Source organism: Imtechella halotolerans (genome assembly GCF_028743515.2).
In the GTDB taxonomy this organism is placed as follows: Bacteria; Bacteroidota; Bacteroidia; order Flavobacteriales; family Flavobacteriaceae; genus Imtechella; species Imtechella halotolerans.
The window spans coordinates 2,719,435-2,736,809 of the sequence record NZ_CP117969.2 but is presented as its reverse complement, the minus strand read 5'-3'; the positions used below and the strand labels follow the sequence as shown (position 1 = coordinate 2,736,809).

Here is a 17,375-nt window from a genome sequence, read left to right as displayed (position 1 = left end):
ATAAATGCTTCCATCTTTTACATATTTATTATTCTTTTGGTTTCTAGGAGAGTTACTTAAGTATATTTTTAACATTCCTCTGTCAGGAAGTATTGTGGGTATGTTGCTTCTATTTTGTGCATTACAATTCAAAATTGTAAAAATAGAATCGGTAAATAGATCAAGTGAATTTCTCTTAAAACATCTTATCCTCTTTTTTATACCATTTGGAGTTGGAATTATGGTTTTTATTCCCAAAATCAAACCATATATACTTCCACTAATGATTGGGATTATTGTTAGTACTTATCTAACTATGTTTATAGTCGCTCTAGTTTTTAAACGAATGAAAAAAAGTTGAATACATTGTAAACCTTCCCCTAGGAGGGGTAAAATGGTGTCATATGAATTTTAGCATACAAAACCCGTTACTTTGGATAACCTTAACCCTTGCCATCTATTGGATAGCTTTAAGACTAAAAACAAAATGGAATAGACCAATCCTAAACCCCGTTCTAACAGCATGTACCTTAATTATGGTAATCTTAAGTCTATCTAGCTATCCGTACGAAGATTATCTAAAAGACAACGAAATTTTCACCTTTATGTTAGGTCCTTCAGTAGTTGCCTTGGGAGCCTACTTCCACCAATATTTACCAGCGATTAAAAAACAACTTATTCCTTTTTTAGTCGCTGTCTTAGTTGGGTCATTTATTTCAATAATAAGTGTTTCAACTATCATTCTATTATTTGAAATTCCACATGATATCTTAAAATCAGTTGTTGCAAAATCAGTCACAACACCTATTGCTTTGGAAGTGACAAAGGATATTGGAGGATTGCCTGAAATCATTGTCCCTGTTGTTATTATTACGGGAATTTTAGGAAATGTAACTGGACTACACTTTATGAACAAAATGGGTATAAAAGATTTAGCAGCTCAAGGCGTAGCAATGGGAGTTTCCGCGCATGGAATAGGGACTGCAAAAGCAATAGAAAGTAGTCCAGAATCAGGTATTTTTAGTGGATTAGCAATGTGTTTAAACGGACTAATTACAGCAATAATAACACCCTATCTATTGATTTTTTTAATTTAAAAATAATGAAAACATACATCTTTACCATTTTACTTTTTTTTCTTGGAGTAATTGCAACTGCCCAAATATCTCTGCCACCTTTTTTTACAAATAACATGGTTATTCAGCGTGATCAGAAGTTCCCTGTTTGGGGAAAGGCTCAGCCCAATACAATTATAACAGTCCGATTTGCAACAACTACATTAAAAACTTCCTCGGATAAAAATGGTAATTGGAAAGTACTCTTCCCAAAACAAAAAACAACACTCTCTCCCAAAAAACTTGAAATTCAAAACCTCAAAACTTCCATTACCCTAAGTAATATCCTCGTGGGTGATGTTTGGCTTTGTATAGGCCAATCTAATATGGAATGGCCTATGCAAGCTGAAATGCATTATAAGGAAGAATTAACTGAAGTAAACAACCCTAAACTCCGATTTTTTAATACCACCTATGCGGGAAAAAATATTTACGGACAACCTTTCACTGATAGTATATATGCACGATTAAATATGTCTTCCTTTTACCAAGGTTCTTGGGAAACTTCCGACAGCAAGAGTGTTCGTTCAATGAGCGCAGTTGGATATTACTTTGGGAAGAATATTATTGCCAACCAACATATTCCAATTGGCCTAATTCATATGGCCATAGGAGGTGCTCCACTGGAAACATTTATTAAAAGAGAGACTCTAGAATCCCATCCAATTTTCAAAGAAAAAGTTAAGGGCAATTGGCTATATAATGAGTCTTTACCTAAATGGGTAAGAGAACGAGGTGTCCAAAATACAGGAAGAAGATTAGTTATTCCACAAGATCCTACTGGTCCTAATCACGCTTATAAGCCTGGATTTGCCTTTGCTTCTGGAATTGAGCAATTAACAGTAATACCTATCAAAGGTGTACTTCTTTACCAAGGTGAAAGTAATGCATTAGATTTAGAAAGGGTTCAAGAGTATGCAGCTTTACAAAAACTAATGATAGAAGATTATAGAAAACAATGGAAAAACCCCAAATTACCCTTTTATTGGGTTCAGCTATCCTCCATTGACACACTGCACTATAAGAGTACCTTATGGCCAATGTTTAGAGATGAACAACGACTACTTTTAAATGAAACGAGGAATACTGGTATGGCCGTAAGTAGTGACCTAGGATCAAAAAATGATGTACATCCTACCAATAAAAAAGAAGTTGGATATCGACTGGCACAATGGGCTTTAGCTCAAGACTACAATGAAAAAATATCTCCAAGTGGTCCCCTACCAAAAAAGGCAATTTATAAAAAAGGAGGTATATGGATTACCTTCCGACATGCCGAGGAAGGGCTCACTTTTTCTGAAAACAATAATCTTAAGGGTTTTTCTATAGATAAAGGAAAAACTCCAGTAGAAGCCCAAATCAAGAAAAAGAATAAAGTCTTTATTCCTATGCATTATAAGCCCCAATTTATTTATTACGCATGGGAACCTTTTACCTCTGCGAATTTAATGAATTCGTCACAACTACCTGCGTCCACCTTTAAGATTGAGGTAAACTGATATAAGGCAATTACAACTATTAAAAACGGCCAACATTATTATTTTGCTGGCCGTTCTTTTAATCATCAATTACGATTTTTCTTAGTATCTATTGGAATAATCCAATAAGAATATGTATAGGGTTTATTTAAATGGAGCCTATATTTGGACATAGGCAATTCCCCCCAACTATTATTTCCTCCTACTCCCAAATGCTCCATATCAATATCAAGATAAACATTAGTATCAGGAACTAATCTTGCCGAGTGTGTTTGATGTTTTTTAAATCCAGGAAAAAGCTGATCAGGACTATAAGGTAGTGCCTTAATATTCAATACATTTTCTGAATAAACAACCTTAAACCCACTTCCATTCTTTTTAGTAATAGAAGCCCACCGAACCTCAGTTTTATTTCCACTCTCCTGCGGTCTAACATAGGGATGGTACTGTTTATCTATCGACCCTTTATAAAGACCAATTAAAGCGGAAGTTTTTCTATCTCTATAACTTTCCCATGGACCACGTCCATACCACTGTAAAGTCGAAAAGTCATTTGGCAACTTTAGAAGATTCCCTATTTTAAATACCATTGAATCATACTCCAACTCAGGAAGTAAATCATTAGTTACAAAAATACCTCCATTTTCATCTATGATTAGATCCTGGGTAAATAATAACCTACCATCGATCATTTTACTTTGGAATGTCACCTGAATCCTTCCATCATTCAATTGTTGATACCTTGTGCTAGTAACAGCGTTTTGATATACATCTTTTAAATACTTTAATTTATACGGAAGGTTGGCTCCAAAATCATTATCAGTTCCTGGTCTCCATAAATTAAGCATTGGTCCGCTTTCCCATAGTTTCTCTCCTTTTACAATAAAGCTACCTACAACACCCCTGGCCGAATCAATGTTCAATTCAAATCGCTTGTTATAAATTTTAATTTGGTTCACTGATTCCGTGATTTCTATACTATTAGTTTCTGGAACAGCATACGGTATTGATTCAGATTTTGTAAGTTGAAATTCCCCAAATGCTAAAGGTGTTTTTGCTTCAAGTATTCCCTCTTCATTAATTAATTGAGCTTCTATTTGAAGAAAGTACTCGCCACCTTTTGACGTATCCAAACTTGCTTGCGGTAAGTCTATACTTACTGTCTGCCCTGGTTGAACCGTAATTTGAGGTAGTCTACCGCGATTCACTATTTCCCCATTTTTTAATAATGTCCAATTAAAAGCGAAATTATCCAGAGTTTTGAAAAAATACTTGTTTCGAATTTCTAGCTTAGAATCCTTCCTTTCAAATGCGATGTTCTGATGGACTTTACGTACTTCATAAGCATGAGGATGTAGCGTTCTATCAGATGCAATAATACCATTAGCCAAAAAATTATTATCACTAGGTGTACCCGCCGGTCCCCAATCTCCTCCATAACCTACAATGGTTATATCTCCTTCCTTTTTAAATTTTCCTTGATCTACCCAGTCCCAGATGAATCCTCCTTGCAATACTGGATATTTCTCAAATACATCCCAATACTCTTGAAGATTTCCAATACTATTCCCCATAGCATGGGCGTACTCACATAATAGAAATGGTTTTTTTGGATTATTCTGAGCATAATTCTCCAAGAAAGTTATGTCCTTATACATACTTGATTCTATATCAATATTCCATTCACCTTCAGAACGTTCATAATGTATAGGTCTAGAAGAATCCAAGCTTTTTGCCATTTTGTAGGATTGATAAAAATTCCAACCGCTTCCCGATTCATTACCCATACTCCAACTAAAAATACTAGGATGATTACGGTCACGTATTATCATCCTTCCAATCCTCATAAGATGAGCCTTTTCCCAGTCAGGATCATTCCCTAGTGTTCTCGCTAAATCATAATGCATTCCATGATTCTCAACATTGGCTTCATCCATTACATACAACCCATACTGATCACACAGCTCGTACCAATATGGGTCATTTGGATAATGACTAGTACGAACAGCATTCACATTAAGAGCTTTCATGAGTTTAATATCTTGAAGCATACTCTCTTTACTCACAACTTGTCCCGTTTCTGGGTGTGTTTCATGCCTGTTAACCCCCTTAAACAATACTGGCTTTCCATTGATGAGGATTTGGGCATTGGCAATTTCAACAGTACGAAATCCTATTTTTTTACTAATTACTTCCTGGATCATCCCCTTAGAATCGGTAAGAATCAATTCCAATCGATACAAATTTGGAGTTTCTGCTGACCAAGAATTAATATTGGAAATAGTAGCATCAAACTGAATTTCTGTTTTACCAAAAGGCCTTTTCAATCCATATGTAGTTTGTGAAGCATTCCAAACCTTTCTCCCATTATCATCGTAGAGTGCTGAATGCAATTGATATTCATTTTTTGGAGTATCAGTCAAATTCCAAACTTGGGTTCTCAGTTGTAATTTTCCATCTCTATATCCATTACTTAGAGTAGCCCCAGATTCCCAATCATAGATATGGACTTTAGGACGTGCGTAGAGATAGACCTCTCTTGTAATTCCAGAGACACGCCACATGTCTTGAGCTTCAAGGTAGCTTCCATCGGACCAGCGTCTAACTTCCAAGGTCAATACATTTTCACCAGGCTTAATATAAGTAGTTAAATCAAATTCTGATTCAAGTTTGCTATCCTTACCCATTCCTACATAAACCCCATTAACATATAGTCTAAATGCCGATTTTACTGCTCCCAAATAAAGATATACTTGTTGATTTTTCCATGTCTCAGGTATATTAATGCTTTTACGATATACAGCTGCAGGTTGATCAATACTATCAGGAATATCTGGTGGAGATGGATTTTTTAGAGCATATTCAAATTTTTCATTTACATAAATAGGAACTCCATATCCATTAAATTCCCAATTTGCAGGCACTGGAAAATTCTTCCAATGACTTACATCAACATTAGGATCAGCAAAATCTTGAGGTAATTTTTTATAATCAGGAACCCATAAAAATTGCCAATACCCATTTAGGGACATGAATCGTATGGATGATTCTTTATTACCGCTTCTGGCCTTTTCCAAGCTTTCATATGGAAAATAATTTACCTTCATAGGCATTCTATTATCCTCTTGTACCGAGGGATTTTCAAAAACGGGATCCAAAAATGGCTGTTGAGCTTGTACTTCTACAATCCCTAACAAACCAATACATGCCAAGATGTAATATACTCTTTTTAACATAGTTAATGATTTAAGTAATGAATGTGTAATATTATAATTTACGGTTCAATATTTCCAAGGCTTGTTCATCCTCATAGGTTTGAAGTAACTTTTTAAGTTTTCTTTTCATGAGTTTAATGGTTCCTTTATATTCCCGATTTTCATACAAATTATTCAACTCATTAGGATCATTCTCAAGGTCAAAAAGTTCCCAAGATTCTACCCTTTTGTAAAACCTTATCAGTTTAAATCGGGCAGTTTTAATACCAAAATGAGGTGAAACTGAATGCTCACCATTTTCATAATAATGGTAATACAGTGCCGCCCTGCCTTTAACATTAGGCTTTTCCACTATGGGTAAAAAAGAACTTCCCTGCATTGATGATGGGACCTTCAAACCCGCAGCTTCTAATAAAGTTGGCCCTATATCAATATTCATAACCATTTGATTCAATTGGGTTGTCCCCTTTTTTTGATTCCCGGGATAATACATTAACATGGGTGTGCTAAAAGATTCCTCATACATAAAACGCTTGTCAAACCATCCATGTTCACCTAGATAAAAACCTTGATCAGAAAGATAAATAACAATAGTATTGTCTTTTAACCCTTCACTTTCAATATAATCCAGCAAGCGACCAATATTTCTATCTAGAGACGTTGCTGTTGCCAAGTAATCTCTCATATATCTTTGAAACTTCCATTCAGTTAATTGGTCTCCTTCAAACTTGTGTAATTCCAGGCTATCCTTCAATCCATTATAATATCCTAAGAAATCTTTCCGTTGATTGTCATTCATACGGGTTATGTTTCCATCTTTCGTATCTTCTGAATACATTTTTAAATCGTAACTCATCTGCATAGTATTACGAATTGTCATATCCTGTACTTGCGCGGCCTTTCTCCCTTGATAAGAATCATAAAAGGTTTCTGGTATAGGAAAAACAACGTCGTCATATTTTCTTAAATCTTGAATGTCCGGCATCCAAGTTCGATGTGTTGCTTTGTGACCTACTATAAGGCAAAATGGCTGGTCTTTATCTCTTTCTGAAATCCATTTTTCGGCAGTGTCCTCAATCAAATCTGAGACATATCCTTCCTTCCTTATAGTCTTACCATCCATTTGTATAAAATCCGGATTGTAATAATGTCCTTGACCTGGTAATATTTCCCAAAAATCGAATCCTTTTGGATTGTGACCCAAATGGTACTTACCAATCCAAGCAGTCTGGTAACCAGCTTTTTGTAAGTGATTCACAAACTGATCTTGATTCGAATCATAACTTGAATTTTCATTGTCTTTATATCCATTCTTATGACTGTATTTCCCAGTAAGTAAACCAGCCCTTGAAGGTCCACAAATGGAATTGTTTATATAGGCATTATTAAAAACAAAACCATTTTCAGCTATCCTATCAATATTAGGAGTCAGTGCAATTGTACTCCCATAAGCTGAAATTGCTTGGCGGGTATGATCATCAGAAATAATAATTATGATATTAGGTGAACCTAGCCTTTCACCTTGCCCAAATAGTACAAAACCTTTGGTTAAAATAACTACTAGTAAAATATTCCGCACAAATTTTCTCATCATTCTACAATTAAGGTGTATAAAATAAACTATCTTTTGCTTAGAATTTTATTGATTTTTTGAAAATATCCTTCAGCATAAAGCATCATTCCCAAGTCATTTGGATGAATTCCATCCACCATTGTTTCGATACCTTGTCCAAGTTCATTTTTGCTAAGCATATATATTTGATTGATTTTATTTTTCTTAAGTCTTTTAAATGCGGCATCAAGTGCTTTGTTTGCATTTTCATACTCAAGTTTTCTTATATCACTAAGATTTTCTTCGGTATATCCACCATGAGCTGTCAATAAAACAGCAGTTTCTGGATGTTGTTTTTTAAGACTAACCACGGCGTTATAAATTAATTCTTCTAGCTCATCTTTTGGGATTTTTGTCAAGTTGGGTAAACAGTCAAGTACATAAAGAGAGGCATCAATCTCAGACATCAAATTAAGCAACGGTTTTTCCAATTTCCCATTTCCAGAAAAGCCCAAGTTTAATACAGGCATTCCTAACTTTCTTTCTAAAATGTTTGTCCATGCCAATCCTGGTCTACTTGCACATGCACCTTGGGCGATTGAAGTCCCATAAATAACTATTGGAAAGTGTTGACGTGGTGTCAGTGGCTGAAAAAATGCTGATTCTTGAACACCAATCTCCATCCAAGATACTGTGTTGTATAAGGGTAGATATAATTGGTATTCTAATTCCTTTGAATCATACTCTTTCGTTAAAATATGTTGAAATTTGTAAGTAATTGTATCATTAAAATGAAATTTACCGGCAGCCCACAACCATTCTCCTTTGGCCGTCTTTGCGTATAAATCTAACCCACTCACCCCAGTAGCAGGCATATGAGGCATATCAAATTCTTGATTTACAACATATCGTACAATTATCTCCTGGGCATTTGTTTTAAAACGGATTTTAAGACCAGCACTGTTTTGAGAAAGCTGCCAAAGTCGTTCTCCTACCACTCCTTTCATTTTTAAGGGAAGTCTATTATAGTTGCCAACCATTTCTCCTAACCAACCTTGTCCTTCAATATAGGATACATCACTCTGCTGCGGGTTCCAAAATTTTACTTTAGAACTAGGATTTTGAGCAAATGCTACATTCCCTATTGAGACAAGTAAAAAAGTAGTTATAATAAACTTAAATGATGATAATTCTGTAAGCATAAAACAAAAATAATTGATAACATACAAAAAATGAAAGCGGATTTCTCCGCTTTCTTGTCAACCAAATAATAATTAAAATACTAAACTGATAAATAAGGGCTTAAACCTAATCCATCAATTTGTGTCGTTAATTCTTTCAATTGTTTGTCCGTAAGTGTTGTATGAGGATACCTGCTAGCCCCACAATCAATTCCTAATATTTTCATTACACTTTTTCCACCACCATTGAAGCCTCCATAGGAAGCAACCAAATCAACAAATGCGATTGCTTTTTGCTGCAACATTGCTGCTTCTTCATGATTTCCTTCTTCAAAACATTCTTTGATTTTATAGTACAATGGAGCTAAATGATTATATGTACTTCCTACCCAGCCTTTAGCTCCTAATGGTAAACTAGACAAAAAACATTCATCCACTCCAAAAAGAGCTACATCAGAAGTAGCCCGATAGTGTTCTTGAACTTTAGCATAATGTATAAAATTATTTTGAGTAAACTTTAAACCAGCAAAAGATGGAATTTGTTCCTTAGCCAATGTTGTAAAACTAAGCATATCAAAATGTGCACCAGTCAGATCTGGAATGTGATAATAATAAAATGGCAAGTTAGGCGCAGACTTGGCAATTTCAGCACAATAAAACACTAATTTCTCCAGACTAGAGGGTTTAAAATAATACGGTGAAAGAGTTGCAATTGCATCAACGAATTCACTGCTAAACTCAGCCATTGTAATAGCCTCTTTAAGATTGGTATGCCCTATATGATTTACTACCTTAAAATTAGAATCACGTTGACTTCCCCATGCGGCAGCCAATTGATTTCTTTCTTCTATAGAAAGAGAACTAAAGTCTCCCGTGGAACCATTGATAAAAACTCCTGCCACTTTATTCCTTTTCAGAAATGAGGCATAGGCATCAACACGCGACACCTCAAGCTCCGCCTTGCCATTCATTGGCGCATAGGTCGCTGCAATTAAATTTTTCATATTGTATTATGTATTACATATACAAATATACATTTTTTTTTATTCCACAATACCATCGATAAAAAAAATCAAACTTCTCTTACTTTGTCTCGTTATCCTTTTACCCTATTGGCTCAATAATTGCTATATTTATACTTTAAATTTATGCCTGTGTTTAAAAAGCTATCACTACGACTGCGCATTTTTATTACCATGATTTTTTTGGTATTAATTGCATTCATTCTTATAGCAGTAGTAACCATATATCAGTATAAGGAGCAATCAATTGATTATCACGAAGAACGATTAGAACGTAAAGAAGAACAAATTAAGGCCCAAATAAGCTATGTCTTACAGCGAACTACATTTCCAGTTGAAACTCAATACATTCCATTAATCTTCAGAGATGAAATATATCAAATAGCAGATGTGCAAAACATCAATTTCAATCTATTTGATTTACAGGGAAACCTATTAAAAAGTTCAAGACCTAAATTTGATACTGACACTTCTCGTATAAGCATCCCAAGTGATATATTAAACCAGTTGGATGAAAGTCTAAGCAATCGTTATGTTGAAAAGAAAATAGCAGCTGGTGACCGATATCAATCCTCCTATTCATATATCACAGATAGTCAATTTAAACCTATAGCCATACTTAATTTACCATATTTTGAAGACGATTCTTTTAACAATATGGAATTAAGAGAGTTTTTATACAGACTATCAGCTGTTTATTTCTTTCTACTAATTATAGCTGTCATTCTTGCTTACTTTATGTCTAGGTATATTACTCGATCTTTGAGAACAATAGGTGAACGACTAGATAGAATCCGTATAAATAAACGAAACGAAAAAATTATCCTTAAAAATCCTAGTGAAGAAATAGGCAATCTAGTTGCGGCGTACAATAGTATGGTAGAAGAACTTGAAGACAGTACCGCTAAACTTGCAAAAAGTGAGCGCGAACAGGCATGGCGTGAAATGGCAAAACAAATTGCCCATGAAATCAAAAATCCTCTAACTCCCATGCGATTAACAGTTCAAAGTTTCCAGCGAAAATTTGATCCAAATAGCCCAGATATACAAAAAAAACTTCAAGAATTTTCAGAAACTCTCATCCAACAAATAGATACCATGAGCAATATTGCTTCTGCCTTTTCCAATTTTGCAAATATGCCTGCACAGCGCATGGAAAAACTAAATATCGTATCTGTAATCAAACTCACGGTTGACCTATTTAAAGAAAACTGTATCGAATTCGAATCTTCGAATCCAGATATAAAAGCTACAATTGACAGAGATCAAGTAACACGTATTATCACTAATCTTATTAAAAATGCCATACAATCAGTACCAAATGGACGACAACCTATAATAAAAGTTAACATACATGAAACCCTACGAGAAATACTAATAACCATTAGTGACAATGGAATTGGCATCCCAGAAACGCTAAAAGAGAAAGTATTTGAACCTAAATTTACTACTAAAACAAGCGGAACCGGCTTGGGGTTAGGAATTGTAAAAAACATTATAGAATCCTATCAAGGAAGTATTAATTTTACATCTGAAATTGATAAAGGGACTACCTTTACTATTTCATTACCTAAAGATCTTTAAACCAAAACACTTTGTTATGTCTTTTGAAAATTTACTAGTTAACACTGAAAACAACATAGCAGTTGTAACAATAAACCGCCCTTCTAAACTTAATGCATTAAACAAGCTCACTATTGAAGAATTACATAGTGCAATCAGTTCTTTAAATGCAGATAAAAATGTAAAAGTTATTATTCTTACTGGAAGTGGAGAAAAAGCATTTGTTGCAGGAGCTGATATTTCTGAGTTTGCCCATTTTACTAAAGAAGAAGGGGAAGCCCTAGCCGCCAAGGGACAAGCTTCTCTTTTTGATTTAATTGAAAACTTATCAACTCCTGTAATTGCTGCCATTAATGGATTCGCATTAGGTGGCGGACTGGAATTGGCAATGTCCTGTCATTTCCGTATCGCAAGTGACAACGCTCGAATGGGACTACCGGAAACTTCATTAGGAGTAATTCCTGGTTATGGCGGAACTCAACGTCTCCCTCAACTAATCGGAAAGGGACGTGCCATGGAAATGATTATGACCGCAGGAATGATAGGAACAGAACGAGCTCTGTCCTGGGGACTGATTAACCATATGGTAGCTATTGAAGAACTGTTACCATTTAGTAAAAAAATCGCGGACAAAATAATTGGGAACTCCCCATCTGCCATTGCTAAAGCCATAGAGACTGTTAATGCTGGATTTAAAGAAGGAGTTAATGGATATGAAGTGGAAATTTCTGCTTTTGGTGCCTGCTTTGCAACTGAAGACTTTAAAGAAGGAACTACCGCCTTTCTCGAAAAACGCAAGCCAAGCTTTAAAGGAAATTAAACAATGAGTTTCCGAAAAAAAGAGAAGCCAAGTTATTAAACAAAGCTTCTCTTTTTACTTTCCACTTTTAAATTAAAATGTCTTACTAAATCATCTAAATGGTATTATACAATCTTGTATTTTAACCAAAATTGAATTCTATTAAAGTTCTCCATGCCATTCCTTATAAAACTGGGTTAAGAAATCCTCCATAAACTTATGACGTTCATGAGCAATTTTTTTACCTGCCTTTGTATGCATTTTGTCTTTAAGTAATAAAAGTTTTTCATAGAAATGATTAATCGTCGGAGCATTGTTATACTTATAAACCTCCTTCGACTGATAAATATTTGGTGGAACATCTGGATTAAATAAAGGCCTATTCCTAAATCCTCCATAATTAAAGGCCCTTGCGATTCCGATTGCACCAATAGCATCAAGCCTATCTGCATCCTTTAGAATACGCAGTTCTATTGAATCAAATTGATTCTCTCCAAACTCATTCTTAAAGGAAATATTTTCTATAATAAGCACCACATGATTTATAACTTCTTCGTCCACCGACAATGAATAAAGAAAATCAGAAGCAATTTTAGGACCTACACTCTCATCTCCTTGATAAAATTTACTATCTGCTATATCATGTAATAAGGCCCCCAATCCCACCACCAAAGGATCAGCCTTAGGCTCATCTTTAGCAATAAGCAATGCATTATTGAATACTCGTTCAATATGAAACCAGTCATGTCCACCTTCAGCACCAGACAAAGTCTCTTTAACAAAAGCAATTGTTTGATCAATTAATGTACTATTATTCATGAAGTATATCAAGATATTTATAAATCCTTTCAAAAATATCCTTTGTAAACTTGGCTTCCAACTTAATTTAAAAAAAATCACCATAGTAAAATTTCTACGGTGATTTTCTAAAAATAAGAAACAGGTATAATATTATTGATTTTCGTTAAGAGGAATAGGAAATTGAACCCAAACATCATCACCTACTCTGTCAATAGGAAGTTCAGAAAGCCTATTAAATCGTCTCATATCTATCCATCTATGACCCTCCCCATAAAGTGAATATCTCCTTTGTTGCAGAATTTCATCCAGCAGGTCTGCTGGAGTTAACCCTCCACTATAATCCGATAATCCAGCTGCATCCCTTACTACGTCAATAGCTTGTACAGCTAACAATGGATTACTTATATGCTGTGCCTCAGCATACAAAAGAATTAATTCTTCATTTCTAATAATTGGAATTGGAGATGTATTAGAGGTATACACATAAAAATCATATGTCCCAGTAAGCCCATCCAATGTTAATGGGGTATTTCGCAATACTGCTTTTGAAAGTCTACTATCTCCCGATTCAGCATCCGTTACAAAGCTAGGTTGTACAATCCTAGCATTTGCTGTGGTAGAGTTCAACGCAAAAAACATTGGATTAAAAATGTCATTTCCTTCTGCAGAAAATACATAATATGCTCCATTATCTAAACTACCATCTAAATCAAAAAAAGAATCATTTAAGAACGTATTTATCCCAACCAAATCTCCTTGGTATGCTGCTATTCTAGCTAATAAGGCTTGATTAACCTCTCTAAAACTCAAAGGAGTTGCAAACCCCAAAAATCCCTCAGATAGATCAAACGGAAATGTATTTCCCGCAGCTGAAAGATTACTGGCAGCCTCTTCAAGAATATCCCTTATAGCATCTAAGGCATCCGTATAAGAAAGAAAAGGACCCAAATTAGATGAATCATCCACATCTACCCTAATACCATTCTGATAAGTAAGATTAAGGTTTAACAATAGCTCATATGCTTTTATTGTTTTAGCAAAACCACGAATTGCATTTTTTTCCTGATCTGAAATGTCTGCGGAAGTTTTGTCAACAGCCTCCAAAACAACATTTGCGCTTTTAACAACAATATAACGAGCAGCCCAAGGATTAGTCAAATAAAACGTATTATTATCCAAAACTGCAGATTCTCTACCAAGTAAATCTGCCGTAAATCGTGGATCAGAACTTGAAAACCGATAATATTCTCTCCCTATTACACCAGTATTGTCAAAATAGGTAGCTATACTAGTACGCATACTAGCCTGCATACCCCCTAATAAATCTTGAATATCTCCTAGCGAGGGGTCCTTTAACAAATCGTTTAAATCCGGGCTATTAAGATCTGAAAACTCTTTAACTTCACAAGAAGCTATCAAACTAGTCACAAAAAAAACAAGCACTATTTTTTTGAATATATTTTTCATTTTAAACAGTTTTAGAAATTAACAGAGAAGTGAAACATAAATCGCTTAGACGATGGAAATGGAGTTACTTCCACCCCAGTTGAAATTCCATTGGACCCGAAATTTGATACCTCAGGGTCATAACTATTATAGTCAAAGAAGTTTAAAAGATTCGTTCCAGTAAACCCAATCTTTGCTCCAGAAACAAAATTCCCGAACCAATTGTTTAATAAATTAGAAGGAATTCTGTAATAAAGCCCCAGTTCACGCAATCTTAAATAGGATGCGTCTTCAACAAAAACTTTTGCAGAAGTTCCAAGCTGACTAACTCTATAAGGTCCATTTGCCAAACTACCTGAAGGATCCAAACCTGTATCATCATAATCATGGCTTGTACCATTAAGATCCGTTAACTAGGTAGTAAGATTAACATTGTCGCCCCCTTGCTTCCAATGAAAAAGAAATGAAAGTTCAACGTTTTTATATTGAACCGTATTATTAAAAGTCATTTGAAAATCAGGTTCAGCATCTCCAAATACTTGCAATCCGTTTGGGCTTATCCCAACAATTTGTGTTGCACTCTTCCCTTCTTCAATACGAAAAGTCCCTAAGGTAGCCCCAAATGCTCCTAAATTAAAAGCGGGTATATTAAGTTTAGTAATTTCAGATTTATTTTTCCAGAAGTTTAAACTCGAGTCCCAATTAAAATCATCAGATTGAGCAACCTTAACATTTAAAGCAACCTCTATTCCTTTATTTTCGAGGCTTCCCGCATTAACTACCTCTGTACCAAATCCTGAGGAAGGTTCATTGGCAGCGTTCAGAATTAATTTATCAACCTTTTTAGTATAATAGGTAAACTCTAAGCCTACCTTATTTTTTAAAAATCTAAAGTCAAAACCTAATTCAAGTTCTTTCTGTCTTTCTGGCTCTATAGTAGAATTACCTAATACACCCGTTAAACTAATTCCGTTTACACCAGTTCCTCCTATACCTCCAATAAGGGTACTATTAAAGGAAGTAAATAAAGATCCAAATGCGGCAAAATTACCTGCTTCACCATATGCAATTCTCAACTTTAGTTGATCTACACCTGACATCTTCAAAAATTCAAAATTATTTAGATTCGCTGCTAATGAGGCCTTAGGGTAATAATAAAGCTTATTAGCATCACCATTGTTGGATGATTTATCCCCACGTAATCCAGCGGTTAGAATAAATTTGTCTTGATAGTTAACCTCTTCCTGAATAAAAAAGCCAGAGTCCTCCTGCTTTAAACGAAACTGTGTAGCTTGTTGCGATCCAGCCTGATCAATATTGGTTTCTGAGGCTATCAGATCTTGGGCAGTTATTAAATATGAATTACGATTAAAAAACTCTCTAGTAATACCTGCCTGTGTTCTAAAATGTAGATTATTATTTGTGAAGTAGTTATGTACTAAAAATCCACTAAAGTTAATGTTTCTATTAACTGTTGTACCCTGAACTGAGACTCCATTAACTCCACCATTAGAGGGTTTTTGAAATTGGAGTACTTTAGGAAATATAGCCTTCGTTAATAAATCATAGCTATCTAGTCCAGCTCTAGCAGTGAGTTTTAAACTTGAACGAGATGTATTATAAATATCCCATTCAACGCTCCCTCCCATTATTACCCTATTAACCTCTTCATTATTTGTTATTAAATCCCTTGTCTGAAGAGGATTTGAGGCACCGTTGGGATTATCAGGATAGTTTCCATTTGCATCAGGAAAAAGATCTACCCATGGAGGTGTACCAGTCAATGCGATACCAATAGTAGTCCCAGTATTATCATTATTAAAGAATCCTCTATCTGTTGAAGAATTTATATAATTCGAATTCAGTCCGATTTTTAATTGATCCGAAATTTTATGATTAAGATTAAGTCTTACAGAAGTCTTCTCATAACCTGTTCTTTTCACAATACCCTCTTCATTTTTATGGCTAAATCCTGCAAAAAAACCTGTCCGATCATTTCCTCCCGTTATATTAAATGCTGTATTACTAATAAATCCTGTATCACCATAAAGTTCATCTTCATAATCTACAAGCCTGCCCGAATCTCTAGCTGCAATAAAATTCGGAACGGCAGCATCTCCAAAAGAAGCTCTCACTTTATCTTCATCATAATTACGCATTCCCAACAAATTAATAGCAGAATTAAACCCTAAAGATTGTGTCAATTGAATTTGTGTTTTCCCACTTCTTCCACTTTTTGTAGTAATAATGACAACCCCAGCTGCTGCACGTGATCCGTAAATTGCTGCTGCTGAAGCACCTTTTAAAATTTCAATATTCTCGATATCATTTGGATCCAAATCTGCTATACGGTTAGATGGATTATCTTGATTTGAAGAACTCCCGCCTCCAGCTGCAGCTGATACAGCATTTAGACCCGCCGAAATAGAAGAATTATCAACGTAAACCCCATCCACTATGTATAAAGGTTGAGAATTTCCAAAAACCGAAGTTATTCCCCTTAATTTAACTGACATACCTCCACCAGGAGCACCAGAATTAGAACTAACTATTGCTCCAGAAAACTTACCGGCTAATGCCCCATCCAATGTCTGAGGTTGAGCCACACCAACTAATTTTTGAGCTGATATGGAAGCAACAGCATTAGCGGAATTGCTTCTTTTTACTGAAGTAGCCAAACCTGTTATAACAACCTCATCCAGCGCTGTCGCAGATACGGACAACGTAACATTTAATACACTGGCCGTATTCACAGATACCTCCTTTGAAGAAAATCCTAAACTCGAAAAAACAAGTACTACTGGAAACGTCTTAACATCTATTGAATACTTACCGTCAAAATCAGTCACGGTTCCTTGATTGGTCCCTTTGACTACTACGTTAGCTCCTGGAATGGGCATCCCAGAATCCGCTTCAGTTACTACACCACTTACAATGCCCTGACCAGACAAAACTGCATAGCAACTCAACATCAAAACAACACATGTGTTTCTGAAAGAGTTTTGTTTCATAATTTTGGTGTTTTAGTTAATGATTTAATTAGACATTTTTTAGATTTAAAATACTTTTAACATATAAATTTAACTTTTATATTATGAAATAATTAATTTTTATATTAATTTTTTACGATTGTATGATTGTAAAAACATTTAGATTGCTCAACATTCAGTTAAAGCTGGATAATGAAAAACCTTTGATAAACAAAAAAATCTATATCACCTTGT

13 protein-coding genes are annotated in these 17,375 nt (G+C 35.0%); 5 read left to right on the top strand and 8 right to left on the bottom strand.

Annotated elements, in window-relative coordinates; genetic code table 11:
- The first annotated feature begins 4 nt into the window (after positions 1-4).
- From PT603_RS13775 to PT603_RS12180, 3 genes are read left to right on the top strand one after another with little or no spacing between them, the layout of a single operon-like run.
- Complete coding sequence (locus PT603_RS13775) at positions 5-340, top strand: CidA/LrgA family protein (RefSeq protein WP_008237284.1); 336 nt, start codon at positions 5-7, stop codon at positions 338-340.
- 43 nt (positions 341-383) lie between these two features.
- Complete coding sequence (locus PT603_RS12185) at positions 384-1,076, top strand: LrgB family protein (RefSeq protein ID WP_008237283.1); 693 nt, start codon at positions 384-386, stop codon at positions 1,074-1,076.
- 5 nt (positions 1,077-1,081) lie between these two features.
- Positions 1,082-2,593 (top strand): sialate O-acetylesterase, encoded by a 1,512-nt coding sequence (locus tag PT603_RS12180; RefSeq protein ID WP_008237275.1) that lies wholly within the window; start codon positions 1,082-1,084, stop codon positions 2,591-2,593.
- A gap of 65 nt (positions 2,594-2,658) precedes the next feature.
- On the opposite strand, the gene PT603_RS12175 is transcribed toward PT603_RS12180, so the two are convergent.
- The 4 genes from PT603_RS12175 to PT603_RS12160 all read right to left on the bottom strand — a co-directional run bounded on the left by PT603_RS12175 (position 2,659) and on the right by PT603_RS12160 (position 9,524).
- Positions 2,659-5,808: a glycoside hydrolase family 2 TIM barrel-domain containing protein gene (locus PT603_RS12175; protein ID WP_008237273.1), complete on the bottom strand. Its 3,150-nt coding sequence runs from the start codon at positions 5,806-5,808 to the stop codon at positions 2,659-2,661.
- A 31-nt stretch (positions 5,809-5,839) separates the two neighbouring features.
- Positions 5,840-7,378: a sulfatase family protein gene (locus PT603_RS12170; RefSeq protein WP_238531004.1), complete on the bottom strand. Its 1,539-nt coding sequence runs from the start codon at positions 7,376-7,378 to the stop codon at positions 5,840-5,842.
- Positions 7,379-7,407: 29 nt separating this feature from the next.
- The gene (locus PT603_RS12165; protein WP_008237264.1) at positions 7,408-8,541 is read right to left on the bottom strand and encodes an SGNH/GDSL hydrolase family protein; all 1,134 of its coding nucleotides are present in this window, start codon (positions 8,539-8,541) and stop codon (positions 7,408-7,410) included.
- Positions 8,542-8,621: 80 nt separating this feature from the next.
- Entirely contained in the window at positions 8,622-9,524 is a 903-nt protein-coding gene (locus PT603_RS12160; protein ID WP_274237921.1) for a dihydrodipicolinate synthase family protein, read from the bottom strand.
- A gap of 192 nt (positions 9,525-9,716) precedes the next feature.
- Here PT603_RS12160 and PT603_RS12155 point away from each other — a divergent pair, with 192 nt between their 5' ends.
- Both PT603_RS12155 and PT603_RS12150 read left to right on the top strand, forming a co-directional pair.
- Positions 9,717-11,126 (top strand): sensor histidine kinase, encoded by a 1,410-nt coding sequence (locus tag PT603_RS12155; RefSeq protein ID WP_008237261.1) that lies wholly within the window; start codon positions 9,717-9,719, stop codon positions 11,124-11,126.
- Between the two features lie 16 nt (positions 11,127-11,142).
- Positions 11,143-11,925, top strand: coding sequence for an enoyl-CoA hydratase/isomerase family protein (locus tag PT603_RS12150; protein WP_008237259.1), 783 nt, complete (start codon positions 11,143-11,145; stop codon positions 11,923-11,925).
- 141 nt (positions 11,926-12,066) lie between these two features.
- Here the strand turns inward: PT603_RS12150 and PT603_RS12145 are convergent, their stop codons facing one another.
- From PT603_RS12145 to PT603_RS12130, 4 genes are all read right to left on the bottom strand, one after another.
- Positions 12,067-12,723 carry an HD domain-containing protein gene (locus PT603_RS12145; RefSeq protein WP_040488582.1) on the bottom strand — a complete coding sequence of 219 codons (657 nt, stop codon included), beginning with the start codon at positions 12,721-12,723 and terminating at the stop codon, positions 12,067-12,069.
- Between the two features lie 132 nt (positions 12,724-12,855).
- Positions 12,856-14,172 (bottom strand): RagB/SusD family nutrient uptake outer membrane protein, encoded by a 1,317-nt coding sequence (locus PT603_RS12140; protein WP_008237255.1) that lies wholly within the window; start codon positions 14,170-14,172, stop codon positions 12,856-12,858.
- An 11-nt stretch (positions 14,173-14,183) separates the two neighbouring features.
- Positions 14,184-14,519, bottom strand: a complete 336-nt coding sequence (locus tag PT603_RS12135; protein ID WP_274237926.1) for a hypothetical protein — start codon at positions 14,517-14,519, stop codon at positions 14,184-14,186.
- Between the two features lie 45 nt (positions 14,520-14,564).
- The gene (locus PT603_RS12130; protein WP_274237928.1) at positions 14,565-17,162 is read right to left on the bottom strand and encodes a SusC/RagA family TonB-linked outer membrane protein; all 2,598 of its coding nucleotides are present in this window, start codon (positions 17,160-17,162) and stop codon (positions 14,565-14,567) included.
- Positions 17,163-17,375 lie beyond the last annotated feature (213 nt).

Excerpts from the sequence above, each read along its gene's own strand:
- PT603_RS13775 (WP_008237284.1), top strand. The coding sequence starts at position 5 with ATGCTTCCATCTTTTACATATTTATTATTCTTTTGGTTTCTAGGAGAG.
- PT603_RS12185 (WP_008237283.1), top strand. The coding sequence starts at position 384 with ATGAATTTTAGCATACAAAACCCGTTACTTTGGATAACCTTAACCCTT.
- PT603_RS12180 (WP_008237275.1), top strand. The coding sequence starts at position 1,082 with ATGAAAACATACATCTTTACCATTTTACTTTTTTTTCTTGGAGTAATT.
- PT603_RS12175 (WP_008237273.1), bottom strand. The coding sequence starts at position 5,808 with ATGTTAAAAAGAGTATATTACATCTTGGCATGTATTGGTTTGTTAGGG.
- PT603_RS12170 (WP_238531004.1), bottom strand. The coding sequence starts at position 7,378 with ATGAGAAAATTTGTGCGGAATATTTTACTAGTAGTTATTTTAACCAAA.
- PT603_RS12165 (WP_008237264.1), bottom strand. The coding sequence starts at position 8,541 with ATGCTTACAGAATTATCATCATTTAAGTTTATTATAACTACTTTTTTA.
- PT603_RS12160 (WP_274237921.1), bottom strand. The coding sequence starts at position 9,524 with ATGAAAAATTTAATTGCAGCGACCTATGCGCCAATGAATGGCAAGGCG.
- PT603_RS12155 (WP_008237261.1), top strand. The coding sequence starts at position 9,717 with ATGATTTTTTTGGTATTAATTGCATTCATTCTTATAGCAGTAGTAACC.
- PT603_RS12150 (WP_008237259.1), top strand. The coding sequence starts at position 11,143 with ATGTCTTTTGAAAATTTACTAGTTAACACTGAAAACAACATAGCAGTT.
- PT603_RS12145 (WP_040488582.1), bottom strand. The coding sequence starts at position 12,723 with ATGAATAATAGTACATTAATTGATCAAACAATTGCTTTTGTTAAAGAG.
- PT603_RS12140 (WP_008237255.1), bottom strand. The coding sequence starts at position 14,172 with ATGAAAAATATATTCAAAAAAATAGTGCTTGTTTTTTTTGTGACTAGT.
- PT603_RS12130 (WP_274237928.1), bottom strand. The coding sequence starts at position 17,162 with ATGAAACAAAACTCTTTCAGAAACACATGTGTTGTTTTGATGTTGAGT.